Below are 25063 nucleotides of genomic sequence, written 5' to 3'. Positions count from 1 at the left end.
GTCCGGCAGGCTACGGCTCATGGTCGTGAACACGGAGGTACGGGAGCTGACCGGCGTCGAGGAACTGCTGGCGGCGACCGATCTGATCACCGAGGTATGGCAGGCGGAGATACCGCCGGTGCCGTTTCCCTTCATGCGGGCACTCAGCCAGGCCGGGGCACAGGTGCTGGGCGGCCTCGTCGACGGGCGGCTCGCCGGTGTGGCAGTGGGCTTCCTCGGCTCCGACCCGGACGGGACCCTGCTGCACTCGCATGTGGTCGGCGTCGGTAAGGAGTGGCGGAGCACGGGTGTGGGCCGGGCGATCAAGCTCGGTCAGCGCGACTGGTCCCTGGAGCGCGGCATCAAGCGAATGGCCTGGACCTTCGATCCGCTGCGGACCGCCAACGCCTCCTTCAACCTGGCCGGACTCGGTGCCACGGGCGTCTCGTACCACGCGGACTTCTACGGGCAGATGAACGATGCCTTCAACCGCGGGATACCGACGGACCGGGTCCTGGTGCACTGGGATCTGGCGGCAGCCGAGCCCCGCCGCTCGCCCGCTCCGGCCCGTCCCGACAGCGACAGCCCTCTGCTGGATGTCGGCGAGGCGGGCGGACCGGTGCACCGCGCCGTGGGCCCCCGGCCCGGCGAGGAGGTGCGGCTGCGCGTTCCGGCGCCGCTGCCTGATGACGTCTCCCTGGTCCTGGAGTGGCGCCTCGCACTGCGCGAGGCGATGGGGCCGCTGCTGCGGTCCGGATATCGATGGACGGGAGCCGACCGGAACGGCACCTACGTCCTCACGCCTCCCTTGACCTGAAGATCCCGATGAACCCGATGAACCCCATGAACCCCATGAACTCGATGAATCCGAGGGACCAATGAACCTGAACATCGAAGCTGTCGAACTGCGGCGGGTCGCCATCCCGCTGGCGTCCCCGTTTCGCACCTCGTTCAGCACCCAGACCGAGCGCGATGTCCTGCTGGTACGGGTGATCACCGACCGGGCCGAGGGCTGGGCCGAGTGCGTCGCGATCGCCGACCCGCTGTACTCGAGCGAGTTCACCGACGGTGCGCATCGGATCGTCACGGACCATCTGCTGCCCCGCCTGTTCGCCGCCGACCGGCTCAACGCCGATCTGGTGGCCCCGCTGCTGGAGCCGGTACGCGGGCACCGGATGGCCAAGGCGGCGGTGGAGACGGCCGTGCTGGACGCCCAGTTGAAGGCCGCCGGAGTTCCGCTGAGCCGCCACCTGGGGGCGACGGCGACGCATGTCGACTCCGGCGTGTCGGTGAGCATCTACGACGCTGTACCGGAGCTGCTCGACGCGGTGGCGGGTTATCTGGACGCCGGATACCGGCGGATCAAGCTGAAGATAGAGCCGGGCTGGGACATCGAGCCGGTCGCCGCGGTGCGGGAGCGATTCGGCGACGACGTGCTCCTCCAGGTGGACGCCAACTCCGCCTACACCCGCTCCGACGCCCGCCACCTCGCGCGCCTCGACGCGTTCGGGCTCCTCCTGATCGAGCAGCCGCTCGACGAAGAGGACATCGCCGGCCACGCCGAGCTCGCCCGCGTCGTGCACACCCCGATCTGTCTCGACGAGTCGGTCGTCTCCGCCCAGGCCGCGTACGAGGCGATCCGCACCGGCGCCTGCACGATCGTCAACATCAAGCCCGGCCGGGTCGGCGGCTACCTCGAAGCGCGGCGCGTGCATGACGTCTGCGCGGCAGCCGGCATCCCCGTCTGGGCCGGCGGCATGCTGGAGACCGGCATCGGCCGGGCGGCCAACCTCGCCTTGGGCGGCCTGCCCAACTTCACCCTGCCCTCGGACATCTCGGCGTCCGACCGCTACTTCAAGCAGGACCTGACCGAGCCGATCACGATGACCGAGGACGGCCGCATCGAAATCCCGACCGGGCCCGGCATCGGCGTCGCCCCGATCCCCGAGGTGCTGGCGGAACTCACCGTCTCCACAGAGGTTTTCAAGCCGTGACGCTTCTCGACGAACTGACCGCGCGCACCGAGGAGATGGCCCGGGCGACCCTCGACCTGTGCCTGGTGGAGTCGCCGTCCGAGGATGTCGGCCGACTGGCCGAGGCCGCGGAGCACACCGCCGAGCTGGGCACCCGCCTGCTCGGCCGCGCGCCCGAGTGGATCACCGAGCAGGACCGGCCGGCGCTGTACTGGTCGCCGGCGCCGGGTGGCGTGCTGCTGCTCGGCCACCTCGACACGGTGTGGCCGGTCGGCACTCTGGCCCGCTGGCCGAAGCCGTTGCGCACCCGGACCACCCTCAGCTGCCCCGGTGTCTTCGACATGAAGGCCGGGGTCGTGCAGGGCCTGTACGCGATGGCGGCGCTCGGCTCCCCCGCGGGCTGCGGCATGCTGCTGACCACCGACGAGGAGATCGGCTCACCCGTCTCCCGACCGCTGATCGAGAAGGCCGCCGCCCGTGCCGGGGCGGTTCTGGTGCTGGAAGCCAGCGCGGACGGAGCGCTCAAGACCGGCCGCAAGGGCGTCAGCCAGTATGTGGTCCGGGTCTCGGGGCGGGCCGCGCACGCCGGCCTGGAACCCGAGAAGGGCGTGAACGCGTTCCTGGAGCTGGCCGAACAGGCGCGCACCGTCGCCTCGTTCGGCTCCGGCGGGCTCACCGTCACTCCCACCCTCGCCGCCGCCGGCACCACGACCAACACCGTCCCCGCCGAGGCCCACTTCCACGTCGACGCCCGCGCCACCACCCGCGCCGAGCAGGACGCCCTGCACACCCGGATGGCCACGCTGTCCCCGGTGCTGACCGGCGCCCTGGTCACCGTCGACGGCGGCCCCAACCGCCCGCCGATGGAGGCGGACCAGGCCCGGCACCTGCTGGACCTCGCGCGCCTCACCGCCAGGGACCTCGGCCTCGGAGACATCCGCGCGGTCCGTGTCGGAGGCGCGTCCGACGGCAACTTCACCGCCGGGATCGGCATCCCCACCCTCGACGGGCTCGGCGCGGTGGGCGCACACGCGCACGCCGAAGGCGAGTACGCCGTCATCGCCGACATGCCCCGCCGGGCGGCCCTCGTCGCCGGCCTCGTCGCCCGCCTGCTGCCACAGGCGGCAGCTGCGTAACGGGCTGCCGTACGGTCCCCCGGCCGACACACCGAGCGAGGCGCAGCGTGGCCTTCGGCTTTACGGTCGTAGTGCCTTGCGCCGAGACAGGACGGCAGGGCCCGGCGGCCCCGCACACTGCGCCCTGGTCCGGGGCCGCCCATCTCTCTCGGCCGTCGCGTGACGGCTTCGTGCGCGCGACATGCACCAGCATGCTTGCGGGCTGAGGAGGCGGTGGCACAGTGGTCTGTATGTGCGGTCGCTACGCCTCCACTCGCAGCCCCGAGGACCTGGTCCAGCTCTTCCGGGTCACCGACTGGCGTGCCGAGGAGGCACTGGCACCGAACTGGAACGTCGCTCCGACCGACAACGTGTGGGCTGTCCTCGAGCGCGTCCCACGCGAGAAGGACGAGGCCGAAGCGGCGGAGCGTGAGCTGCGGCCGCTGCGCTGGGGCCTGGTGCCGTCCTGGGCGAAAGACCTGAAGATCGGCGCGCGGATGATCAACGCGCGGGTCGAGACCGTGCACGAGAAACCCGCCTTCCGCCGCGCATTCGCCCGCCACCGCTGCCTGCTGCCGGCCGACGGCTTCTACGAATGGGAGCAGGCCAAGGACCCCGCCACCGGCAAGGCCCGCAAACAGCCGTACTTCATCCATCCGGAGGACGAGCAGGTCATGGCGCTCGCCGGCCTCTACGAGTACTGGCGCAACCCGGAGATCCAGCGGGACGACGACCCTGCCGCCTGGCTGGTGACCTGCACCATCCTCACCACCGAGGCCACCGACGCGGCCGGCCGAGTCCATCCCCGCATGCCGCTCGCCCTCCATCCGGACCACTACGACGCGTGGCTCGACCCCCACCACCAGGACCCGGACGACCTGCGCGCCCTGCTCACCCAGCCCGCCGACGGCCACCTGGACGCCCGGCCGGTCTCCCCCTCCGTCAACAACGTCCGCAACAACGGCCCTCACCTCCTGGAGGAGATCGCCGTGTAGGTGTGCGGCGGTCCGCCGTGTCCAGGAATAGCCGCAGGCCCGCCCCGCGTTGCCGCGAGCATGACGACGAACGCGCCGCGACCCGAGGTACTGCGCTACACCGCCTTCTCCAGTGCCCCCGACGGCGGAAACCCCGCCGGCGTCGTTCTGGACGCCACCGCCCTGGACGACAGCGACATGCTGGCCATCGCCGCCGAGCTCGGATACTCGGAGTCCGCGTTCCTGACCGCGCCTCCGGAAGGTCTCGGCGGCCAGGAGGGGCGGGCGTACAGCATCCGTTACTTCAGCCCCAAGGCCGAGGTGCCGTTCTGCGGGCACGCCACCGTCGCGACCGCCGTCGCGCTCGCCGAGCGGATGGGCCCGGGGCAGCTGGTGTTCGCGACGCGGGCCGGCACCGTGCCGGTGGAGGTGACCGAGGAAGGCGGGGCCGTCAGGGCCACGCTCACCAGTGTGGAGCCGCACATCGAGGAGATCGCCGACGCCGACCTCGCGGAGGCGCTCGCCGCACTCGGCTGGCCGGCCACCGATCTCGACCCGGCCTTCCCGCCCCGTATCGCGTTCGCCGGCGCCCGCCATCTCGTTCTCGCGGCGGCGACACGTGCTCGCCTCGCAGACCTCGCGTACGACTTCGCACGCCTCGAAGCCCTGATGCATCAACTGGACCTGACCACGGTCCAGTTGGTGTGGCGGGAGTCGGCCACCGTCTTCCATGTGCGTGACCCGTTCCCCGTCGGCGGCGTCGTCGAGGACCCGGCGACCGGGGCCGCGGCCGCCGCGTTCGGTGCGTACGCCCGTGAGTTCGGCCTGGTCCCCGAGGACGCCGTCCTCACCCTGCACCAGGGCGAGGACCTGGGCCGCCCCGGCGAACTCACGGTGACGCTCCGCGCGGGTGACCCGCGCGTCCGTGTCGGCGGCGCAGGAACCCGCATCGGCTGAGGCGCCGGCCGTGACGGCCACGTCGCGGCCTTGGGCTCCGCCCTCTCCGACGGAGTGGAGTAGGGAGGGCCTCGCATCAACCAGCTTGATCAGCGGCATGAGAAGAGCAGCATCGCGAGCGCCTCGAACGAGGCGTCCGCTATTGCGGTGCGATGGCTTTGAGCCAGTCCTCGACGGCGAGGACATCTGCCCACTGCGGGAAGAGCTTTTCGATGAGCATCGCGTGCACCTCGGGGTCGGTGTCGAGGCAGGCATCCGCCAGGACGGTGAGGCCGAAGTCCAGGTCGATGGCGTGCCACAGGGTGGACAGCACTACAGCGCTGGTGGCGATGCCGGTGAGGACAAGGCTGTCGATGTCGCGAGCTCTGAGTATCAGGTCGAGGTCGCTGCCCGAGAACGCGCTTCCCCGCCTCTTGGTGACCACGACCTCGCCCTGCTGGGGCGCGACGTCGTCATGGATCTCGGTGCCGGGGGCACCCTCGGTGAACAGGCCGGCCCGCACGGCGTTTGTGATCACCTTGTTGCGAGGGCTGACTTCTGGATCACCAGGCCGTAACCCGATCACCACGTAGATCACGGGGATGCCGGCAGCCCGGGCACCGTCGATCGCCCTGCGCAAGCGCGGCAGATATCCGGAACCGTCGTCGGCGATGGCCACGATGTCCCGTTGGACGTCCATCACGAGAAGTGCGCTGTTCGCCATGCTCGCCGTTCCCCTCTCCGTCGGTGTCCTCGCGCGTTCGCCTCACCTCCGTGCCCCTTCTGAGCTGTGTGGCGGCAGTTGGCGAACATGCGCTGCGGCGGACGCGTCCTCGCTGCACCGCACCCGGCGCCGCAACGGCCGCGACACGGGTGGCCTGCCCGTCGTATGCACCGGAAAACCAGGTGCGTACGACAGGCACGCCACCTAGCGTGCAGAGCATGCGCGTTGTTTTCACCAAGGGGCCCGGTACGAGTTACGACATCGCCGTGCACCGCGAGACCGGTGCCGCGCTCGCCCCGCGCAACGGGCCCGGTGGGCATCCGTATCTTCCCCACGACTTGGTGCACTTCCTCGTCGAGGCGGAGGCGGGCATCAAGCTCGGGGTCTACGGGCGGCTGGCCGCCGGTGACAACGGCCTGTTCTGGCCGGCCGACCCCGCGGAGCGCGCCAAGGCCGCCCGGCGTCGCAAGTCGAAGCGAGTGCAGTCGTCCCCTCAGGCGAAGGCCGACACGGCCAGGTCGGAGGAGCTGGCGGGCATCGCCGTACCCGTATGGGAGGTGCGGCACGGCCACGCGCGGGAGCTGCCGGCGTATGCGACGGCGGGGGAGATCCCTTCGGTGGTCGACCGGATCGTGTCCCGGTTCGACGAGTACGCCGACCGCTGGCACACGCTTCCGGTCGGAGGTTCGCTGACCCTGACGTGGTGACGTCGGCTCAGCACACCTCGTCCGACTGCCACTCAATGGGATGGGGAGTTCGACAGCGCGGGTTTGCCCCATCCCTGTGCGACAGACCAGTCCTCAGCCTGCGGTCTTGGTTTTGATGAGCGGCCTGTCCCGCGTGAGCTCCCGGAATCCGACGCTGTAGTAGAGGCCGCGCGCCTGGGGATGCCCCGGCGCACCCAGGCAGGCGACCGTCATATGACTGGCCCCGGCCGCCCGCGCCAGATGCATCCCGTGCAGCAGCATCGCCCGCGCCAGCCCCAGACGCCGGTCGTCCCGAACTCAGCAGTCCTGTTCGCTTCGTCGAGCCACATGATCGTCGAGGATGCCATCGTTCCGTCCGGCGCCTCCACCACGATGTGCAGGTCGCCGCGATACGTCGCCGTCTGCCGGACGCCCTGGTAGGCCTCCGCCGAGTACGTCGAGGGAGCCCAGGCGTCCAGATGGGCCTGGACCGCGGCCTTCGGCCCGGCCTCGTCGGCGGTACGGAACCGGAATCCGTCTGGCAGTACCGGCTGTTCGACGTCGGTGAGGTCCCGCTCGTTGAGCTGGGTCCAGGACCCGGCGTCGCCGAGCGAGGCAGGGTCGGTCTCGTAGCCGTGCGCCGCCCATCGCTTCAGGGCGAACTCATCGGCGGCGCTCGGCATCACCGTACGCTCGGTGCCCGCCGCCGTACCGTCGTACCAGTCGATCACCTCGTCAACCAGCCCGGCGCGGTCGGGATGGACCTGATACGCGAGATAGGCGCCGGTGACGTCCTTCACCGCCCCGTCGCTCCGCCTGACCTGGTGCGGAAGATGGGCGCAGCTGCACGCCACCAGCTCCCCACCGGAGAACCACAGCCGACGCGGCCCGCTCGCGCCGTCGCCGGCGTGTCCCTTGCCCCAGTCCCAGGCCAGCTCGCCGAACGTCGCGTCGCTGTTCACCAGGTCCGGGCGGGTGGCGGTGACACGCTGCGCCAGACCCTGCATGAGCTGCACGTCTGCGGCGGTCGCGGCGGTCAGCAGCACAACACGCGAAGCGCATCGTCGTGGCGGCGGAGCCGATGGCAGACCGGACGGCCATGTCCCGCGGAGCCCTGGCCGACCCGACCTCGAACAGGGACGCGACCCCGACCGCGGCTTCCCCCACCCCCTGGGAGCCGTCCGGTCCGGCCCGGCTCAGGTTGATACCGCTGGGCTGGGTCGGACCGGAGGTCGGGCTGGGGGTGGGACGGGTGCAGCGGACCTGGACGGGGTGGTCGGGATCGACCTAGGTGCCTACACGGTGCAGTTGCCGTTCGACACCTGGAGACCCTTGCCGGCTCCGGCCGTGCGGCTCACGACGCTCGGCAGGCACGCGGCGGGGTCGAGCGTGTAGCCGTAAGGAATGCTGACCGTGGTGTTGGACTGCGGGTTGGGTCCGGCGGGGTGGTTCTCGGTGCCGGGGCTCGACCAGGTCACGTTGTCGAAGACGTTTCCGCTGACCTGCCAGTAGCCGGCCGCGTCCGTGTAGAAGGTGCCCAGGACGTCCTTGGAGTCCTCGAAGTAGTTGTTGTCCACCTTGGCGCGCGCCCCGGCACGTGAGTTGATGCCGGACTCGTTGAGGTTCACGTAGTGGTTGTTGTAGATGTGGGCCGTTCCGCCGCGCAGCAGGGGCGCTCGGGAGTCGATGTTCTGGTAGAGGTTGTGGTGGTAGGAGATGTACCCGTTCGAGAGGTCGCTCTCGCTGGAGCCGACCAGACCGCCGCGGCCGGAGTTGCGCAGGATGCTGTACGACAGCGTCACGTACTGGGTGTTGTCCTTCATGTCGAAGAGGCCGTCGTACCCTTCCGACTCCCCGCCCGACGCCTCCAGGGTCGTGTGATCGACCCAGACGTTACGGACCCCCCTCTCCATGCCGATGGCGTCACCGCCGTTGGAAGTAGGCGATCCCGACTTCTTCACGTTCTTGACCGTCACGTTCTGGATGATGATGTTGCTGGCCTCACGGATGTGAATGCCCAGCTGGTCGAAAACGGCTCCGCTGCCCACGCCGACGATCGTGACGTTGCTGATCTGCTTCAGCTCGAGGACCCCGGCAGCGGTGTTGCAGCTCGCGCCCGACACCTTGGCGGTGTTGGCGTGGTTGATGGTCCCCTCGACCTCGATGATGATCGGCGTGCTGCTGCTGGCTCGGCCGCACAGCGCCGCGTGGATCGCGGTTCCCGTGGTGGCCCGCACCGTCTTGCCGCCGGTTCCACCGGTGGTACCACCGTTCTGGGTCGCGTAACCGGTTGCGGAACCGGTCGCAGCGGATGCCTCCGGCATCGACAGCACGACGCCGACGCCGGCCGCGAGGGCCATCGCCGCTGATGCGGCGGAGAGTCGTAGGGCGGCTCTGCTTTGCATGGATATCTCCTGATTCTTCGTTGACCTGGCCTCAAGTTGCTGCCGCACACGGGCGAAGGATTGTCGGTGGACCGTCAATTCGAGTCGAGTCGGCACCCCGTTGCTCCTCGCTTGGTTCGGGGGTGCTCCTTCTCGATCACCGGGCTGCGGTACGCGGGCGTGGCTTGCCCCAAGTCACAACAAGCCGTCACCGCAGAGAGCGTGAGGGACGGCCGAATGCCTGCTCGTCATGACGTGCACCCTTCGTTCGACGGCACGTCGATGTCGCAGGACAGCCCCGTGCCGGATCGCTGGCGGCTCGTGCACAAGTCGCGGCGTCCACCGCGACAGTCGGCTTTCTCGGGGCGGTCCCCAGCTCCGAGAAAGCGCTTTCCGTTCCGCGACGATAGGGGTCACTCGGCGGCGTGGCAAGGGTCTGGGAAGGCTGGACCATGGAGAAGGGGAATCGTGTGCTTGGTCGCGTGGCGGTGAGTGCTACGGCCTCACGATCATGGTCTTGACGCTCCGGCGTCCGGCGGGTGCGTTGCTCTCGTGAACGCTTGTCTTCTGTGTCGGGCCGTTTTCGCCATAATCAAGCTCTCCAGGCGGCATCGGCCTCGACTGCTCTCCACGTTTCCATACGTGAACTCAGATGATGTACGTGACTACAGGCAGCCCTTCCGAAAGCGCAGGACCGTCGGCATCCCCCGTATCCATCTCGCGCAGAACCTCACGCCAGAGCGGACGACACTTCGGCAGGAGAGACGGGAATCAGCTGCTCCGCCCAGATGACCTTGCCCTCGCGGTTGTGCCGCGTGCCCCAGTGTTCGGTGAGCTGGGCGACGAGGAGCAGGCCGCGGCCGCCCTCGTCGAAGACCCGGGCGCGGCGCAGGTGCGGGGAGGTGCTGCTGGCGTCTGACACTTCGCACGTCAGGGCGGATTGAAGAATCATCCGCAGTTGGATGGGGCTCTTGCCGTAGCGGATGGCGTTCGTCACCAGTTCGCTGACCACGAGCTCGGTGGTGAAGGCCAGTTCTTCCAGACCCCAGGCGATCAGCTGATCGGATGCGTGGACGCGGGCCTCGGAGACGACGGTCGGGTCGCTGGGGAGGTCCCATGTGGCGACGTGATCGGCGTCAAGAGCTGAGGTTTGTGCCACGAGGAGGGCGACGTCGTCAGCGGGGCGGCTGGGCAGCAGTGTGGAGAGCAGTTCGTCGCAGGTCTCCTCGAGGGACGCCGGCGCTCGGGCGAGAACGCCGCGCAGCAGTGCGAGGGCGGTCTCGAGGTCACGAGAGCGGCTCTGGACGAGGCCGTCGGTGAACAGCACCAGCCGACTGCCCGGTGCCAGTTGGAACTGGGCGGTTTCGAAGGGGAGCCCACCCAGGCCCAGGGGTGGGCCGATCGGCAGTTCCGGGAGTTCGACCGTGCCGGATCCGGGGGCATCGTCGTCAGCGGTCGGGGGAGTCACCACGGCCGGCGGAAGGTGTCCGGCGCTGGCCAGGGAGCAAGTGCGGGAGACAGGGTCGTAGACCGCGTACAGGCAGGCCGCGCTGATCTCGTCCGTATCCCGTTCCTCCTCGCGCTGCAGGCGGATGACCACGTCGTCGAGGTGGGTCAGCAGTTCGTCGGGTGTCAGGTCGATGTCCGCCAGGGTGCGGACGGCCGTCCGTAGTCGGCCCATGGTGGCCGCGGCATGCAGGCCGTGACCGATCACGTCGCCCACGACGAGAGCGACGCGGGCTCCGGAGAGCGGTATCACGTCGAACCAGTCGCCACCCACCCCCGCTCGCGATCCGCTGGGCAGGTAGCGCGACGCCGTCTCGACGGAGGACTCCTCCGGCACGTGGTGCTGCAGCAGGCTGCGTTGGAGGGTGAGAGCGGTGGAACGCTCCTGGGTGTAGCGACGGGCGTTGTCGATGTTCATCGCCGCTCTGGACGCGATCTCCTGGGCCAGCAGCAGCTCGTCGTCATCGAAGGGCTCCGCCGATTGACGGCGGACGAACTGTGCGAGTCCCAGCGGGCTTCCGCGGGCCCACAGCGGGACCAGGAGTATGGAGCGCAGGCCCATGGCCCGCAGGGCGAGCTCGTGGTCCGCCGACATCGCCAGCCATGGGGGGATGTCGTCGGCGGTGATGCGGAGCCGGAACGGTTGTCCGGTGGCCAGTACGCGAGCCGGCTCCGAGCCTTCCGGGTAGGTGTGCGTCTGCCCTGTGGCGACTGCCGGGTCAGGGCAGCTGTCCGAGACAGCGTGGGCGATGCGGCGGAGCGTCGCAGGATCGGCCACGGGGTACGTCCCCTCCTCTTGGAGGGCGGAGCAAAGGAGGTCGACGGTGACGAGGTCGGCGAGGTGGTCGGCACCGACGTCCGCCAGTTCCTGCGCGGTGCGGGTGGTGTCCAGGGTGGTCCCGATCCGTGTCCCGGCCTCGTTGATCACGGTCAGCCGTCGTTGCAGCCAGCGGTCGCGTTCCCTCTGGTAGGCCGCTACAGCCTGTTCCGCCGTGCGATCGGCGTACTCGAAGCCCATCGCGCTCAGGATGACCGTCGCCTCGTTGGCCAGCTGTTGGGACCCGGCGACACGGGCTGTCTCTGCGTAGAGCTGATCAAGCAGACCCGCGTGGACGAGCCGATAGACGCGAAGGAGCTGGCTGATCGGCACCCCGTGCTCAGCGAGTCGGCAGGCGAACTCGATGGCGGCGGGTGGCGTCGTGACCTCGGTCATATCAAGGCCGCGCTCGAGGAAATCCAGAACGGTGGCGATGTGTTCGGACAACGCCACCGGCGCCACGGCGGCGACGTCCTCGTACTTCCACACCTCGGGAAGCTCGCTGAGCAGGTGTTCCAGCACCACGTCGCCCAATTGATCAGCTCGGGGTGCGAGGCCCCGAGCGAGATCGCTGAGGAAGACATGGGCGTCGGTTCCCATAACCAAAAGGTACCGCCGCCCTGGCCGACGGGCTGTGCCGCGGATTCCGGTGGACGCGCTCACCCACCGCCGGCCAGGGCGGTCAGCCGTTCACGAGGTGCTACCGGCGCGGCGGAGGACCGGGCGCAGTGTCTCGATGACGCCCGGGTCGTCCACCGTGGAGGGGATGGGTTCGTCATGGCCATCGGCGATGCCGCGCATGGTTTTGCGCAGGATCTTGCCCGAGCGGGTCTTGGGCAGGGCGGCGACGACCGCGACGTCCTTGAGGGACGCGACGGCGCCGATGCGTTCGCGTACGAGTCGGACGAGTTCGGCCTCGACCTGGCTCGGTTCCCGGTCGCTGCCGGCTTTCAGGACGACGAAGCCGCGCGGGATCTGTCCCTTGAGTTCGTCGGCGACGCCGATGACGGCGCATTCGGCGACGTCGGGGTGGGCGGCCAGGGCCTCTTCCATGCTGCCGGTGGACAGCCGGTGACCGGCGACGTTGATGACGTCGTCGGTGCGGCCCATGACGAAGACGTAGCCGTCGTCGTCGATGTGGCCGCTGTCGCCGGTGAGGTAGTAGCCGTCATAGGCGGAGAGATAGGAGGCGACGTAGCGGTCGTCGTCGTTCCAGAGCGTGGGGAGCGCGCCGGGCGGCAGGGGCAGCTTCACGACGATCGCGCCGTCGACGCCCGCGGGCACCGGCTCGCCCGAGGGGTCGAGGACGCGGACGTCCCAGCCCGGCAAGGGGCGGGTCGGGGAGCCGGGCTTGAGGGGAGCGGCCTCGATGCCCACCGGGTTGGCGACGATGGGCCAGCCGGTCTCGGTCTGCCACCAGTGGTCGATCACCGGGACGCCCAGCAGGGCACTCGCCCAGTGATAGGTCTCGGGGTCGAGTCGCTCGCCGGCGAGGAAGAGATGGCGCAGGTGGGAGAGGTCGTAGTCGGCGGTGAGTGTCCCCGTGGGGTCCTCCTTGCGGATGGCCCGGAAGGCGGTGGGCGCCGTGAACATGGTCTTGGCCCGGTATTCGGCGGCGACGCGCCAGAACTGGCCCGCGTCCGGAGTGCCGACCGGCTTGCCCTCGTACAGGACCGTCGTCGCGCCGGCCAGCAGAGGCGCGTAGACGATGTACGAGTGCCCGACGACCCAGCCGACGTCGGAGCCGGTGAACATCGTCTCGCCCGGGCCCACGTCGTACACGGCGCCCATCGACCAGTTCAGTGCGACCGCGTAGCCGCCGCAGTCACGCACGACTCCCTTGGGCTTTCCGGTCGTTCCGGACGTGTAGAGGATGTAGAGGGGATCGGTGGCGGGGACGGGAACGCAGTCGGCCGGCGGCGCGGCGGCGACCAGCTCGGCCCAGTCGAGATCGTCCGGCCCCAGCGCGGCCGGCTCCTGCGGGCGTTGCAGGATCACGCTCTTCTCCGGCTTGTGGACGGCGAGCTCGATCGCCTGGTCCAGCAGCGGCTTGTACGCGATGACCCGCTTGCCCTCGATGCCGCAGGAGGCGGAGACGATCACCTTGGGGGCCGCGTCATCGATGCGGAGGGCGAGCTCGCGCGGGGCGAATCCGCCGAAGACGACCGAGTGGACCGCGCCGATCCGTGCGCAGGCCAGCATCGCGACCGCTGCCTCGGGGACCATCGGCATGTAGATCACCACCCGGTCGCCGTGTCCCACGCCGAGCTGTGCGAGCGCTCCGGCGAAGACCGCCACCTCGTTCCTCAGCTGCTCGTAGGTGTAGGTGCGGCGGGTGCCGGTCACGGGGGAGTCGTAGACGAGCGCGGGTTGTTCGCCGCGGCCGGCCTCGACGTGCCGGTCGAGCGCGTTGAAACAGACGTTGAGCCGCCCGTCGGGAAACCAGCGGTAGAAGGGGGCGCCCGAGGAGTCCAGGGCGCGTTGCGGAGTGACATCCCAGTCGATGCCCTCAGCCGCCTTCAGCCAGAAGCTCTCCGGGTCCTCGGTACTGGCACGGAAGACATCCTCGTACGTTCCCATCGCGCACTCCTTCGTGGCATCGCGGGACGGTGGTGGTGCTGCGTGCGGAAACAGTGTCGGACACAACTACCGCATGCCGCTCGGCATGGTCGAGCAGGATGCCGGAGACCGGCGGACCGGTCACCGGCATCGCGGTGGTGGGGGCGGTCTGGCCGGCAGACGCCACCCCGCCGTCAGACGCAGCTGCTGCTCACGCGCCGAGGTGCTTCCGGAGCCACTGGCCCATCTGCTGGATCGCCTGGTCCACCTCGGGTACGCGCCCGGCGCCCAGGACGAAGGAGTGCTGGCCTTCGGGCATCGGGTGGACCTCGGAGGTGACCTTGAAGTCCGCGAGGCGGCGGCCGAGCTGGGCGCCGTCGTCGGCGAGGGTCTCGTACTCCCCGTAGTGGACGGTGGTCGGGGGCAGGCCGGTCAGATCGGCGTTCGCGATGCTGATCGCGGGGTCGGTGAAGTCCAGCGTGGGGTCCTGCAGCCAGGCTCCTCGGAAGAGTTCGAGGGTGTTCCTGCTGAGCATCTTGTCGTTGTCTTCGTTCTCGTCCACCGACGGGTTCTGGATGGTGAGGTCGGTCCAGGGCGAGACGCTGACGATCGCGCCCGGGGTGGCTTCACCCTTGGCGAGCAGGCGCAGCGGCAGCATGACCGCGAGGGTGCCGCCGATCGAGTGGCCGGTGCTGCCGATGTTGCGCGGCTGGTAGCCCTGGGAGAGCAGCCACCGGTAGGCCGTCTCGGCGTCGTCGAGCTGCGCCGGGTAGGGGTGCTCGGGCGCCAGGCGGAAGTCCACGACGAGGGAGCGGGCGCCGGCCGCCTTGGCGATGTGGCCGGCGGTCTTGCGGTCGGAGTGCATGGAGGCGGTGACGGATCCGCCGAAGTGGAAGTGGAGCAGCGCCTTGTCGGGGTCGGCGCCCTCGGGGATGGCCCACAGCGCGGGGACGCCGTTCGCGTCGACCTCGGCGTAGGTGACGCCCTCCGGCTCGGTGGACGCCTTGTGGTTCGAGTCGACGATGTCGCGGACGATGCCCAGGTCGAGGCCCGGTACCGACGACTTCGCGCTCACACTCGCGAGGAACTCCGCGAACTGCTGTGCTTCTGGGCTTACTCCCATGGTGGTGCTCCTTCTCAGGCGGGTGCCGTGCCGGTTCCCTCGCGGCAGCCGGGTTGATGTGCTGGCCATGACGCTATTGGCTGAGTGTAAGAAAGTAAACTCAGGTAGGGGTGAAATCACCCCGGGAGGGCTGTGCTGCTGTGCTGTAGTCGTGCATCCGCCACGGAACCGGAGGGTGAGATCGGCGGACGCTCACTCCGGCATCAGTTCGGCCGTCCGGTCGGCGACCTCGTGCCGTAGAGCGGTCCACAGGGCGCGTACGGCGGGGTGCGTCACGGCCTCGCGGCGGACGGCCAGGGTGATGGGGAGCCGGATGTCGATCTCGTCGGCGAGCAGCCTGCGCAGGTTCGTCCGCTGGGTCAGGAAGGCCGGCAGGACGCCGATGCCGGCCCCCTGCTGGGTTGCTTCGAGCTGGGCGAAGACGTTCGTCGAGGAGAACGCCGGGGTCATTCCGGGAAGGTGGCGCTCGATGTCGAGGTCGCCGACCTGCAGCATCGACTCGATGTAGAAGATGAGCGGGTGCTCGCGCAGTTCGGCCACCGTCTCCGGCCGGCCGTACTGCCTGAGGTAGTCGTCACAGGCGTAGAGCCCCAGCGTGTAGTCGGTGAGGTGCTCGGTCACCAGGCGGCTGCTGGAGGGAACGCCGATGACGAGCGCGAGATCGAAACCGGACGGGCGGAGGGTGAGCTGCCGTGTCGCGGTGATGAGTTCCACCTGGAGCCGGGGGTGCCTGCGGCGCACTCGTACGAGGGCGGGGGTGGCGAAGGCGGTGCCGAAGCCGTCGGGCGCGCTGACGCGCACCGTGCCGTGCAGGGACGGCGAGTCCTGACCCGCCACGGTGTCGACGACGCGGTCGATGGCCTCCTCGATCGCGCGTGCGTTCTCCGAGACGGCTCGTCCGATGTCCGTCAGCGTCCATCCCTCCGTGCCCCGTTCGATGAGGCGCAGGCCGATGCTCTTCTCCAATGCGGCGATACGGCGTGACACGGTGGTGTGGTCCACGCCGAGGGCGTCGGCGGCTGTGACCAGGCGTCCGGTACGGGACAGCGCGAGCAGGTAGCGCAGGTCGTCCGCGCGGAGTTTGCGTGGATCGACGGATCGATGGGAGCCGGTCGGATGCGGGGCGGGGTTCTCGTCCGGGGAGTGGGAGTGCACGGCTCGACGCTATCTGCATTCCTGCACAGCGGGTGTGCGCTATTGGTGGTTGATTGCACACGGCGCGGGACCGCACAGTCGGGGCAGCGGGCGCGACATGCACCGCCGTTCTTGCTGAGAGGGCCGCCATGGTTGCCAGCATTTCCCTCCCGCGGATCCTGCGCGTCGGCGGCGGCGCCGTCGGTGAGCTGGGCGACGTCGTCCGGGGGCTGGGCCTGCGCCGCCCCCTGCTGGTGACGGACGGGTTCCTCGCCGGGACCGGTGCCGCGGAGCGACTGATGGCGACGCTGAGGGATGCCGGACTGCGGCCGCAGCTGTTCGCCGGCACCGTCCCGGATCCGACGACCGACTCGCTCGACGCGGGCCTGACCGTGCTGCGGGAGCACGGGGCGGACTCGGTGATCGGATTCGGCGGCGGCAGCCCGATGGACACCGCCAAGGCCCTCGGCCTGCTGGGCGTCCAGGGCGGGCAGATGCGGGACTACAAGGCCCCGCACACCAACCTCGGCCCGGCGCTTCCGGTGATCGCGGTCCCGACGACCGCGGGCAGCGGCTCGGAGGCGACCCAGTTCACCATCATCACCGACAGCGCCACGGACGAGAAGATGCTCTGTCCGGGGCCGGCGTTCCTGCCGGTCGCCGCCGTCGTCGACTTCGAACTGACGCTGTCGATGCCGTCCCGGCTGACCGCCGACACCGGCGTCGACGCGCTCACTCATGCCGTCGAGGCGTACGTGAGCCGCAAGGCCAATCCCTTCTCCGACGGCCTTGCCCTGAACGCGATCCGGACCATCGGCCAACACCTCCGCCGCGTCTACGCCGACGGGGAAGACCGCGAGGCTCGCGAGGCGATGATGCTCGCCGCGACCCAGGCCGGCATCGCCTTCTCCAACTCCAGCGTGGCGCTCGTGCACGGCATGAGCCGCCCGATCGGCGCCCACTTCCACGTCGCCCACGGTCTGTCGAACGCGATGCTCTTCCCCGCGGTGACAGCGTTCTCCGTGCCCGCCGCCGCGAGCCGGTACGCCGACTGCGCCCGCGCCCTCGGAGCCGCCACCGACGGCGACAGTGACGCCTGGGCCGCCGACAGGCTCGTGGAGGCGCTCCGCGCCCTGTGCCAGGATCTTGAGGTGCCCACCCCCCAAGCCCACGGCATCGACAAGGACGAGTGGTTCCGCCTGTTGCCCCTCATGGCCGAACAGGCGCTCGCGTCCGGATCCCCCGCCAACAACCCCGTCGTACCCACCGCGGACGAGATCCAGGATCTCTACGCGCAGATCTACGCCTGACACCCGGCGAGTGAGGAACGTCATGGCCACGACAGCCAGGTCCGCGGATGACGAGATGATGAGATGACGACCGATGACTGATACCGCTGCGGTCGAGATTCTCGCCGACGTCCATCGAGGCGTCGGCCGCATCCTGCTGAACCGCCCCAAGGCGCTCAACGCCCTGACGACAGGCATGGTCGTCGCCATCGACCGTGTGCTCGCCGAGTGGGAGCACACACCGCTGTCCGCTGTGGTGCTTGCCAGTACCAGCACGAAGGCGTTCTGCGCCGGTGGAGACATCCGCACGATCCGAGAGCACAGCCTCGCCGGGGATGCCGAGGCCAGTGAGCTGTTCTTCGCCTCCGAGTACCGGCTCAACGCCCGGATCGCCGAATATCCGGTGCCGGTCGTGTCGCTCATCGACGGCCTGTGCATGGGCGGCGGCCTCGGTCTGTCCATCCACGGCAGCTTCCGCGTCGTCACCGAGCGCGCGGTGCTGGCGATGCCCGAGACCGGGATCGGGTTCTTCCCGGATGTCGGGGCAAGCTACTTTCTGCCGCGGTTGCCCGGCGCGCTCGGCATGTACCTGGGACTGACGGGGCATCGGCTCGACGCGGCCGACGCCCTGTACACGGGGCTGGCCACGCACTTCGTTCCCGCGGACGCGCTGGAGGGGGTCGCGGATGCCCTGGCCGACAACCCCGGCGACCCTGTGGACATCGTCCTCAACCGCCTCGCCGGCCGTTCCCCGGTGGCGGAGAGCGGACTGGCGGAGGTGCGCGGGGATGTGGACTGGGCGTTCGGCGCGCCGTCCCTCGGCGAGATCGAGAAACGCCTGCGCCACCTCGACACCCCCTGGGCGGCAGCCGCGCTGGCCGCCCTGGAGTCCGCGTCGCCGCAGAGCCTGGAGATCACTCACGCCCTGCTGGCCCGGGGCAGGCAGCGCACGCTGCGCGAGTGCCTCGGCGCCGAACTCGCCCTCACGCGCACGACCATCTGCACGCCGGACTTCCTGGAGGGGGTTCGTGCTGCCCTGGTCGACAAGGACCGCACGCCCAACTGGCAACGTGCGACGCTCGGAGGCCGGACGCTGCCGTCCTGAGCAGGTCCACCGTGAGCAGGACATTGCCTCGCGCAAGGGGCTGGTCGTGCAGGAGGGGCGCGCTTCAAGGAGACGGGAGCGCGGGCCCGCCGACCAGGTTGTCACGGAAGCGGGAGCGGAAGGCGCTCTGACTGTAGTCAGTCATGCGTGCGACATGAGAGTCGAGAGCTGCGCGCCGTAGGTGCGTCTCCCCGACCCGGGAAGTCCTCGTGTCTCTGCCTGGGCGGGCTCCCGCAGGTGTGGCGCCTCGTCCGCCGTGATCACACCCCCGACACGCAACGGGTGCGGGAGCTTGACCACGGCTCGGGTTCGGGGCGGCGTAGAAGCGTATGGCGCGCTGTATCGCGAGCCATATGGCCCGCGAAATGGCACCGAGACGCCTACAGTTGCGGCTCTCCGCGGCCGGCACCGCCTCAGTCGTTGTCGGGCACCATCGAGACCACGACCTTGCCGGCCTTGGTGCGGCCCTGCTCGACGTGCGCCATCGCCTCGAGCGTCTGGTCGAACGGGAAGGTGCTGTCGATGACCGGGTGGAGCTTCCCGCTGTCGTAGAGGGCGCCGAGTTTGCGCAGCTGGGAGCCGTTGGCCTGCATGAAGAAGAACTCGTAGCGCACGCCCAGCGCCTTCGCCTGCTTGCGGATCTTGCGGCTGAGCGTGTTCATGACCAGGCCCATGAAGGAGGGGGCGCGGAGCTGCTTGGCGAAGCCGGCGTCCGGCGGGCCGACGACGCTGATGGCCAGGCCGCCGGGCTTCAGCACGGTCAGCGACTTCTCGAGGTTCGCTCCGCCCACGGAGTCCAGCACCAGGTCGTAGCCGGACAGCACCTTCGAGAAGTCTTCCTTGGTGTAGTCGACGACGACGTCGGCGCCGAGGCTCCTGACCAACTTCTCGGTGTCGGTGGTCGTGGTCGTCGCCACTGTGGCGCCGAGGTGCTTGGCGAGTTGGATGACTGTCGAGCCGAGGCCGCCGGCGCCGGCGTGGATGAGCACCTTGTGACCCGGCTTCACGTGGGCACGGTCGACGAGGATCTGCCAGGCGGCCAGAGCCACCAGCGGCACGGCGGCTGCCTCCTGGAGGGTGAGGGAGGCCGGCTTGGGCGCGACATCGTCCATGTCGATCGCGATGAACTCCGCGAAGCCTCCGATCCGCAGGTCGCGCGGACGGGCGTAGACCTCGTCGCCGGCCTTGAGACCGTGCACGGCGGAGCCGACCCGCGTCACGACGCCGGCCACGTCGTGACCGAGCACGAACGGAAGCTTGTACTTCAGGAGCTGCTTGAACTCCCCGTTGCGCACCATTTTGTCCAGCGGGTTGATACTGGCGGCGCTCACTTTGACCAGGACGTCGCGGTCTCCGACGGTGGGCTCGGGTACCTCCGCGGCGCGCACGCCGTCCTTGCCGTACTTCTCGACGACGAATGCCTTCATGTCGGCCGCCTCTCTGTGTGCGTGTTCCGGTGGTCGATGTGATTCTTCGCGCAGGTCCCCCTGCGCGCCCGTTTGTCGCGTGCGGCCGGGTTGATGTGCTGGTCATGACGCTACCGACTGAGTATAGAAAAGTAAACTCAGAGGGGGTTGGGGTCACCCCCGTGGATGCGAGGACTGAGGCTCTTCAGGACGCCGGCATCGCTTCAGCGACTTCGAACGCGTCCTCGGTTGTCCTCGTCACGCCCAAGGGAACGGATCTGGTCCCGGCCGTGATGGGGGTGCTGGAGTGGGGTGACCGTCACCGCGCCGACCCGGAGGGGCCGGTGGTACTGGCGCGACATCGCGGATGCGACGCGCAGGTCGACGTCCAGATTCGCTGTGAGCGGGCCACGCCGTGCAGGCGGAAGACATCGAGAGCGTTCCCGGCCCGGCATTTCGTATGAGGCCCGCCGGGTGAGTTGAGCGCGGTTGCGTCAGGAACTCGTCGTGGGCTCGGTCTGGCGGTGGGCTCAGCCTCCGGGGGTGTGCCCACTCCCTCTGTCACGGGCCTGGTCAAGGCGGACCCTTGGTGCGGTTGCCGCAGCGGGACATGGAGCACCGGCGGCGGTTGTCGGCGGGGGAGCGCGGTCCAGGGGGCGCAGGGCGCACATGTCCGCGCTGCGGACGTGCCCGCGGCGGATTTCGGCGGAGCGGAGCGGATCGACGGCGTCCTGGGCGATCGGTGCCGCCGCTGCTGTGGCATCGGTGGCGATGCTCGTGGTGGCGGCGGGCTCCAGGCGTCCGGCCGTGATGGCTGTGTGCAGGGCGGGTGAGGGGCTCGGCTGCTGCTGGGTTCAGGATTGTGACGTCGCTGGATGCGGGTAGTCGGCCGCCGACGGCCGCGAGTACGGCTAGGTCGGTCCGTGGAAGCCAATCCCCTTGACGGGCCAACGACCCCTTAACGACGTGGTGTTGGGCCCCAATCACGTAGCTTGTGTTCAGGATTCCGGTCAAGGCCCCTGCGGTGCAGTCAGGGCTTCGTGGGTCGACTCAAGGATCTTCTCCGACAGTTCGGTGCCTGCTGTGGCCCGGGCGAGCAGGATCGCGCCGACCAGAGTGGCCACCATGGGAAGGCCGTCGTTGGCGTCGGTGGACATCCACGCGGCGAAGTCCTCGACTCCGGCCGCGTAGGTTTCGCGCACCTCCCCGGCTGTGGGCTGGCGAGCCATGTCCCCGGCGAATCCCGCGGTGGGACATCCGGTGCCGGGCTGGTCACGGTGCTCGGCCGACAGGTAGAAGTCGACGAGGGCGCCGCGCGCGGTGTCGTGATCGCCGTGGGTCGTGTCGAACGACTCCAGGAGCAGGTCAAGGTCCCCGAAGGCGGCTTGAGCCGCCTCGGCCACCAGGGCCTCCTTGGAGGGGAACTGCTTGTAGAAGCCGCCCGTGGTCAGCCCGATGGACTTCATCAGATCGGCGACGCTGATGCCGTTCACGCCGCGCTCCCGGAAGAGCTGGGAGGCCGCGGCGACCGCACGCCTGCGGTTCTCGAGCGCTTGTGCCTGCGAAACGCGACTCATCAGTCACCTGCCCACGTTAGATACCAAAGTACATCTATCATATGCGAAGTGCGGGGCAATCGGGCGGCCGGTCGCGGCGCCCCCGTTCTGTCCCGGCAACCCGCTCAACGACATCGCGGAGGGCGACACCCACGAGCTGCACCCGGCACTCGTACGCGCCCTCGCCCCCCTCGACCACGGGCGGACCTGAGCGGTCTGCCCCCGACCCTCGTCTCCTGGGGAAGGTGCGAGGTCCTGGCCGGCGAGGACGAGGAGTTCGCCGCCCGCGTCAAGGACGCCGGAATCGACACGGCGGCCGTGGTGGTCCCCGGAGGCGAGCACTCCTACTTACGGTGCCGGCCGCATTCCGGAGGTCGACGCCGCCATCGCACAGATGGGCGCGTGGGTCCGGGAGAAGACGAAGATCTGACCGAGCGGTACGGGCGCGGCAGTTGCAGGATCCGCGCGCCTGCCGGATCGGGACGGTGGACGGACGCCGACATGGGCTGCTGCGGCGCTCAGGTACGCGACGCACGCGACCTCGTCCCGGTCCGGCAGGCGGCATAGTCCCGGTCCCCAAGGCGACGGTCGAGACGACCGACCACGACGGCGGGCTTCGCCTCCGCGCGCGCACCGCCATGCGCGACCAAGCTCGCCGACTCTCGGGTCGCCGACCGGGAACGAGTATCCGTCACGTCCGGTCGGCAGTGACGTCGCCGCAGCCGTCGAGGACGTACTCGGCATCGAGCGCGGTGACGCGCCCGTGGGCCGGGGACGGGACGCCGGAGTCGTACGCCAGCGGCCGTCACCGAGCAGCCGGTGACGTTCCGGACGGTCGAACGCGACGACGACACCGCGGTGGTCCTCTTCTCTCCAGTCCTGGACCCGGTTCAAGGCCCGTACCGCTCGTGCACATCCCGCCACGGCGCACGTGTCACGGTCTGCGCTGCATGCCGTCGATCGACGCCGGCGCGCAACAGCCGCCGACGTGGGTGGCTGGTCGGACATAGCGAGCACGGTGCGCCCCATCATGCGGTCCAACTCCGCCGCCGTTGCCCCTCAGGCGCCGTCCCGCCCGCGACCGCGGGGGCGATGGCTCACGACCGGAGACGGGCGCCTGTTCCCAGCCGGGCGGTGACTTCTCGGGGAGTGAGAGTTGAGTGCTCCGCGGAGCACTCGACGACGACGCGGACGGGGGCGTCGCACTCGGTGTGGCGGACGTCCAGTAGAGGACCCTCGGAACCGAGGGTGTACGCCTCGCCCCACTGGGTCAGTGCCATCAGGACGGGCCACAGGTCCCAGCCCTTGCGGGTCAGGCGGTATTCGTTGCGGGACCGGCTGCCGGGCTCCCGGTAGGGGACGGCCTTGAGGATGCCGGCCGACGTCAGCTTGCGGAGGCGGTCGCTGAGGACGGCCTCCGACAGGCCGATGTGGCGGTGGAAGTCGTCGAAGCGGCGGACTCCGTTGACGGCGTCACGCAGGATCAGCAGCGTCCATTTCTCCCCGATCACGTCGAGCGTGCGCTGGACGGGGCAGTTCTCCGTGCTCGCCTCAAGCCACTCCATCCAGCCATCGTAAGGGTCTGGCTTCGTCATTGACAGTCAGGCGGCCAAAAGTCTAGCTTCGCTTGAAAAAGTCAGCTGGGAGTCAGAGGGAAGGGCGCTGGACCGTGGGGCGAACGCGTACGTATCACTGGGACGATCCCGCGATCTCAGCGGAGGCCGCCGGGCGTATGGCCGGCATCGACTTCCTGCGCGAGGTGCAGGCGGGGCGGCTGCCGAGGGCGCCGATCAGCCACACCGTCGACTTCGCCCTGGACGAGGTGGCGCCCGGCAGGGCGGTCTTCTCGCTGACACCGGGGGAGGAGCACTACAACCCGATCGGCAGCGTGCACGGCGGCATCTTCGCCACCCTGCTCGATTCGGCGGCGGGCTGCGCAGTCCAGTCCCTCCTCCCGCAGGGCATGGCGTACACCTCGCTCGATCTGACCGTGAAGTTCCTGCGACGGGTCACCGTGGACACGGGCCCAGTGCGCGCCATTGGCACGGTCGTCAGCCAGGGCCGCCAAACCGCCCTGGCTCAGGCCCAGTTGGTCGACGCGAGAGACCGTCTCCTCGCCCACGCCACCAGCAGCTGCATGCTCTTCCCGGTACCCGCCCCTCGGGTGTGACTCGGCAGGCGGAGACTCGGCGGTGGGGCAGTCGGGGCGACAGGGAGTGCATCGATGTTCCGCTCGACGGCGGCCCGCTGCCCCTGGGTGACTCGTCGACTGTGAGGCTGGTTGGTGCGTGTCACAGCCGTGCTCAGGCGCCCGGGGAGACGTGTCCCTCGGGCGCCGGGTGCTCTGATCAAGTGGCGTGGACGGGGTGGCCGGTGTAGCGGGCTGCGCCGCCACCGCGGAAGGTGTCGGGGTCGGGAGTGTTGGCGCGTACGCGCTCGACGAGGTCAGGGTTGGGAGGCCCATGGTGTCGACGGTGATGACGTCCGCGAGGCCGTCTTCGACGTCCTTGGCGTGAGTGGCGAGGTCGGGCGCCGGGCCGGTTGAGAAGCAGTGCGGTCGGTCAGGGCTAGCGGAGGGTGTGGAGCGGTTCGTCGTCGTCGCCGTGGCCTATGTACGAGGGCGAGTTCAGGTGCCGGGACCGTGTCAGCCGTCACTGATGAAAGCCCGATGCTCACCCGTCGCCGCTGTCGATTCTTTGGATTATGTTCGCAATACCATAGACTGGCTGAGTCGGTGAAGGGCAACCGGTCCTTCCGGCCGGCGAAGGAGCGTGTGCTGTGGTGCGGTACGGAAAAGAGCACAAGTCGGAGACGAGGCGGCGGATCATCGAGGTGGCGGGCCGCCGGTTCAAGCAAGACGGTATCGACGGCTCCGGGGTCTCGACGCTCATGAAGGACGCGGGGCTGACCAACGGGGCCTTCTACGCTCACTTCGCATCCAAAGACGACCTCGTCACCACGGCAATCGCCGACCAGTTGAAGGCGCAGGCCGAGGAGGTCGTCGCGCGGGCCGCACCCGGCCGTGCCGGACTCGAGCAGATTGTGCGCGGATACCTTTCGCCCCAGCACCGGGAAAGGCTTGGCGACGGCTGCCCCAACGCCGCTCTGCTCGACGAGATCGGGCGCTGCACCGACACGACCAGGCAGGCGTACACCGACGGCGTGCTGATCCTCATCGACGGCATTGCCGCCCGCATGGCGCCCGAGGCCCCGTCCTCCGCACGCGTGAAGGCGCTCAGCCTCCTCGGCCTGATGGCCGGGACACTGCAGCTCTCCCGCGCCTTGACCGACACTCAGCTCGCCAAGGAACTCCTCGATCAGGGGATAGACAACGCCCTCGCCCTGTTGGATGCCGGGCAGCGCGTCTGACGCACCACAACCCTGGACTCAGGTTGTGGCTCTCGGAGGAACGCCCCACGCAGGCAGTACAGCTTCTGGAAGCCCGCATGCGGTTCTTCGCCGGACCCAACCTTTTGACCATCGACGAGTTCGGCTGCCTCCCGCCGCCGAGGAAGGCGCCCCTGTCCCCCAGGTGATCAGCCACCGGTATCGGAATTCTCCGGGCCTTGCCCCGACGTCGGGATCGCCGCCTGTGCCGGCGCATACGGGATGTCGTCGCCGCGGCGATGCTCGTCCGGCTCCTGCAACAGACCGCAGTCGTCGGCATTTTCGGCCCTTCCGCTGGCTCCTGATCCTGTACGAGTTCGTACGGAGGAGGTGTGAGGTGAGAGCTGCCGCAAGGCCCGTAGAGCCTGCAGCTGGCTGGGATTACTGGCCGGCACACCGCGGTGAACAGC

20 protein-coding genes and 1 pseudogene are annotated in these 25063 nt (G+C 69.4%); 11 read left to right on the top strand and 10 right to left on the bottom strand.

The window, feature by feature from the left end:
• Positions 1-19: 19 nt before the first annotated feature.
• From OG252_RS04125 to OG252_RS04105, 5 genes are all read left to right on the top strand, one after another.
• On the top strand, positions 20-796 hold the full coding sequence (locus OG252_RS04125; protein WP_329333757.1) for a GNAT family N-acetyltransferase: 777 nt from the start codon (positions 20-22) through the stop codon (positions 794-796).
• A 61-nt stretch (positions 797-857) separates the two neighbouring features.
• Positions 858-1973 carry an o-succinylbenzoate synthase gene (menC, locus tag OG252_RS04120; protein WP_443068382.1) on the top strand — a complete coding sequence of 372 codons (1116 nt, stop codon included), beginning with the start codon at positions 858-860 and terminating at the stop codon, positions 1971-1973.
• Positions 1970-3088, top strand: coding sequence for a M20/M25/M40 family metallo-hydrolase (locus OG252_RS04115; RefSeq protein ID WP_329333755.1), 1119 nt, complete (start codon positions 1970-1972; stop codon positions 3086-3088). Before menC ends, OG252_RS04115 begins: the two co-directional genes overlap by 4 nt.
• Before the next feature lie 230 nt (positions 3089-3318).
• The gene (locus tag OG252_RS04110; RefSeq protein ID WP_329333753.1) at positions 3319-4062 is read left to right on the top strand and encodes an SOS response-associated peptidase; all 744 of its coding nucleotides are present in this window, start codon (positions 3319-3321) and stop codon (positions 4060-4062) included.
• A gap of 60 nt (positions 4063-4122) precedes the next feature.
• On the top strand, positions 4123-4998 hold the full coding sequence (locus tag OG252_RS04105; protein WP_329333751.1) for a PhzF family phenazine biosynthesis protein: 876 nt from the start codon (positions 4123-4125) through the stop codon (positions 4996-4998).
• 139 nt (positions 4999-5137) lie between these two features.
• On the opposite strand, the gene OG252_RS04100 is transcribed toward OG252_RS04105, so the two are convergent.
• The gene (locus OG252_RS04100) at positions 5138-5701 is read right to left on the bottom strand and encodes a cysteine hydrolase family protein (RefSeq protein WP_266451849.1); all 564 of its coding nucleotides are present in this window, start codon (positions 5699-5701) and stop codon (positions 5138-5140) included.
• Between the two features lie 218 nt (positions 5702-5919).
• Between OG252_RS04100 and OG252_RS04095 the strand changes: the two genes are divergently transcribed.
• A complete protein-coding gene (locus tag OG252_RS04095) occupies positions 5920-6408 on the top strand; it encodes a hypothetical protein (RefSeq protein ID WP_329333749.1) in 489 nt (162 codons plus the stop codon).
• 209 nt (positions 6409-6617) lie between these two features.
• Here the strand turns inward: OG252_RS04095 and OG252_RS04090 are convergent, their stop codons facing one another.
• The 6 genes and pseudogenes from OG252_RS04090 to OG252_RS04065 form a co-directional block, all read right to left on the bottom strand.
• Positions 6618-7403, bottom strand: a complete 786-nt coding sequence (locus OG252_RS04090) for a GNAT family N-acetyltransferase (RefSeq protein WP_329345440.1) — start codon at positions 7401-7403, stop codon at positions 6618-6620.
• Positions 7404-7533: 130 nt separating this feature from the next.
• Positions 7534-8792: pseudogene (locus OG252_RS04085) on the bottom strand (pectate lyase family protein); the annotation flags it as partial.
• A gap of 709 nt (positions 8793-9501) precedes the next feature.
• Entirely contained in the window at positions 9502-11694 is a 2193-nt protein-coding gene (locus OG252_RS04080; RefSeq protein WP_329333747.1) for an ATP-binding SpoIIE family protein phosphatase, read from the bottom strand.
• A 90-nt stretch (positions 11695-11784) separates the two neighbouring features.
• Positions 11785-13674, bottom strand: a complete 1890-nt coding sequence (locus tag OG252_RS04075; protein WP_329333745.1) for a propionyl-CoA synthetase — start codon at positions 13672-13674, stop codon at positions 11785-11787.
• Between the two features lie 190 nt (positions 13675-13864).
• Positions 13865-14776 (bottom strand): alpha/beta hydrolase, encoded by a 912-nt coding sequence (locus OG252_RS04070; protein WP_266451853.1) that lies wholly within the window; start codon positions 14774-14776, stop codon positions 13865-13867.
• Between the two features lie 192 nt (positions 14777-14968).
• Positions 14969-15931 carry a LysR family transcriptional regulator gene (locus OG252_RS04065; protein ID WP_266451854.1) on the bottom strand — a complete coding sequence of 321 codons (963 nt, stop codon included), beginning with the start codon at positions 15929-15931 and terminating at the stop codon, positions 14969-14971.
• A 128-nt stretch (positions 15932-16059) separates the two neighbouring features.
• Between OG252_RS04065 and OG252_RS04060 the strand changes: the two genes are divergently transcribed.
• On the top strand, positions 16060-17220 hold the full coding sequence (locus tag OG252_RS04060; protein WP_329333742.1) for an iron-containing alcohol dehydrogenase: 1161 nt from the start codon (positions 16060-16062) through the stop codon (positions 17218-17220).
• Positions 17221-17293: 73 nt separating this feature from the next.
• The gene (locus OG252_RS04055; RefSeq protein WP_329333740.1) at positions 17294-18304 is read left to right on the top strand and encodes an enoyl-CoA hydratase/isomerase family protein; all 1011 of its coding nucleotides are present in this window, start codon (positions 17294-17296) and stop codon (positions 18302-18304) included.
• 413 nt (positions 18305-18717) lie between these two features.
• On the opposite strand, the gene OG252_RS04050 is transcribed toward OG252_RS04055, so the two are convergent.
• Entirely contained in the window at positions 18718-19731 is a 1014-nt protein-coding gene (locus tag OG252_RS04050; RefSeq protein WP_266451857.1) for an NADP-dependent oxidoreductase, read from the bottom strand.
• 989 nt (positions 19732-20720) lie between these two features.
• Positions 20721-21287, bottom strand: a complete 567-nt coding sequence (locus OG252_RS04045; protein ID WP_329333735.1) for a TetR/AcrR family transcriptional regulator — start codon at positions 21285-21287, stop codon at positions 20721-20723.
• Positions 21288-21335: 48 nt separating this feature from the next.
• Between OG252_RS04045 and OG252_RS52285 the strand changes: the two genes are divergently transcribed.
• A complete protein-coding gene (locus OG252_RS52285; RefSeq protein WP_406497953.1) occupies positions 21336-21833 on the top strand; it encodes an alpha/beta hydrolase in 498 nt (165 codons plus the stop codon).
• 530 nt (positions 21834-22363) lie between these two features.
• On the opposite strand, the gene OG252_RS04040 is transcribed toward OG252_RS52285, so the two are convergent.
• Positions 22364-22831, bottom strand: a complete 468-nt coding sequence (locus OG252_RS04040; protein WP_329333733.1) for a winged helix-turn-helix transcriptional regulator — start codon at positions 22829-22831, stop codon at positions 22364-22366.
• Positions 22832-22935: 104 nt separating this feature from the next.
• Here OG252_RS04040 and OG252_RS04035 point away from each other — a divergent pair, with 104 nt between their 5' ends.
• Together OG252_RS04035 and OG252_RS04030 are read left to right on the top strand one after the other, a co-directional pair.
• On the top strand, positions 22936-23436 hold the full coding sequence (locus OG252_RS04035) for a PaaI family thioesterase (protein ID WP_266451861.1): 501 nt from the start codon (positions 22936-22938) through the stop codon (positions 23434-23436).
• A 608-nt stretch (positions 23437-24044) separates the two neighbouring features.
• Complete coding sequence (locus tag OG252_RS04030; RefSeq protein ID WP_266451862.1) at positions 24045-24635, top strand: TetR/AcrR family transcriptional regulator; 591 nt, start codon at positions 24045-24047, stop codon at positions 24633-24635.
• Positions 24636-25063: the final 428 nt, after the last annotated feature.

Origin of the sequence: Streptomyces sp. NBC_01352 (assembly GCF_036237295.1) — a bacterium.
Taxonomy (GTDB): Bacteria; Actinomycetota; Actinomycetes; order Streptomycetales; family Streptomycetaceae; genus Streptomyces; species Streptomyces plumbiresistens.
The sequence above is the reverse complement of the archived record's forward strand: the minus strand, read 5'-3'. Positions and strand labels throughout refer to the sequence as shown.

Bases quoted from the DNA above. Each gene is read 5' to 3' on its own strand.
- OG252_RS04125 (WP_329333757.1), top strand. From the start codon at position 20: ATGGTCGTGAACACGGAGGTACGGGAGCTGACCGGCGTCGAGGAACTG.
- menC (WP_443068382.1), top strand. From the start codon at position 858: ATGAACCTGAACATCGAAGCTGTCGAACTGCGGCGGGTCGCCATCCCG.
- OG252_RS04110 (WP_329333753.1), top strand. From the start codon at position 3,319: ATGTGCGGTCGCTACGCCTCCACTCGCAGCCCCGAGGACCTGGTCCAG.
- OG252_RS04105 (WP_329333751.1), top strand. From the start codon at position 4,123: ATGACGACGAACGCGCCGCGACCCGAGGTACTGCGCTACACCGCCTTC.
- OG252_RS04100 (WP_266451849.1), bottom strand. From the start codon at position 5,701: ATGGCGAACAGCGCACTTCTCGTGATGGACGTCCAACGGGACATCGTG.
- OG252_RS04095 (WP_329333749.1), top strand. From the start codon at position 5,920: ATGCGCGTTGTTTTCACCAAGGGGCCCGGTACGAGTTACGACATCGCC.
- OG252_RS04080 (WP_329333747.1), bottom strand. From the start codon at position 11,694: ATGGGAACCGACGCCCATGTCTTCCTCAGCGATCTCGCTCGGGGCCTC.
- OG252_RS04075 (WP_329333745.1), bottom strand. From the start codon at position 13,674: ATGGGAACGTACGAGGATGTCTTCCGTGCCAGTACCGAGGACCCGGAG.
- OG252_RS04070 (WP_266451853.1), bottom strand. From the start codon at position 14,776: ATGGGAGTAAGCCCAGAAGCACAGCAGTTCGCGGAGTTCCTCGCGAGT.
- OG252_RS04060 (WP_329333742.1), top strand. From the start codon at position 16,060: ATGGTTGCCAGCATTTCCCTCCCGCGGATCCTGCGCGTCGGCGGCGGC.
- OG252_RS04055 (WP_329333740.1), top strand. From the start codon at position 17,294: ATGACTGATACCGCTGCGGTCGAGATTCTCGCCGACGTCCATCGAGGC.
- OG252_RS04050 (WP_266451857.1), bottom strand. From the start codon at position 19,731: ATGAAGGCATTCGTCGTCGAGAAGTACGGCAAGGACGGCGTGCGCGCC.
- OG252_RS04045 (WP_329333735.1), bottom strand. From the start codon at position 21,287: ATGAGTCGCGTTTCGCAGGCACAAGCGCTCGAGAACCGCAGGCGTGCG.
- OG252_RS04040 (WP_329333733.1), bottom strand. From the start codon at position 22,831: ATGGAGTGGCTTGAGGCGAGCACGGAGAACTGCCCCGTCCAGCGCACG.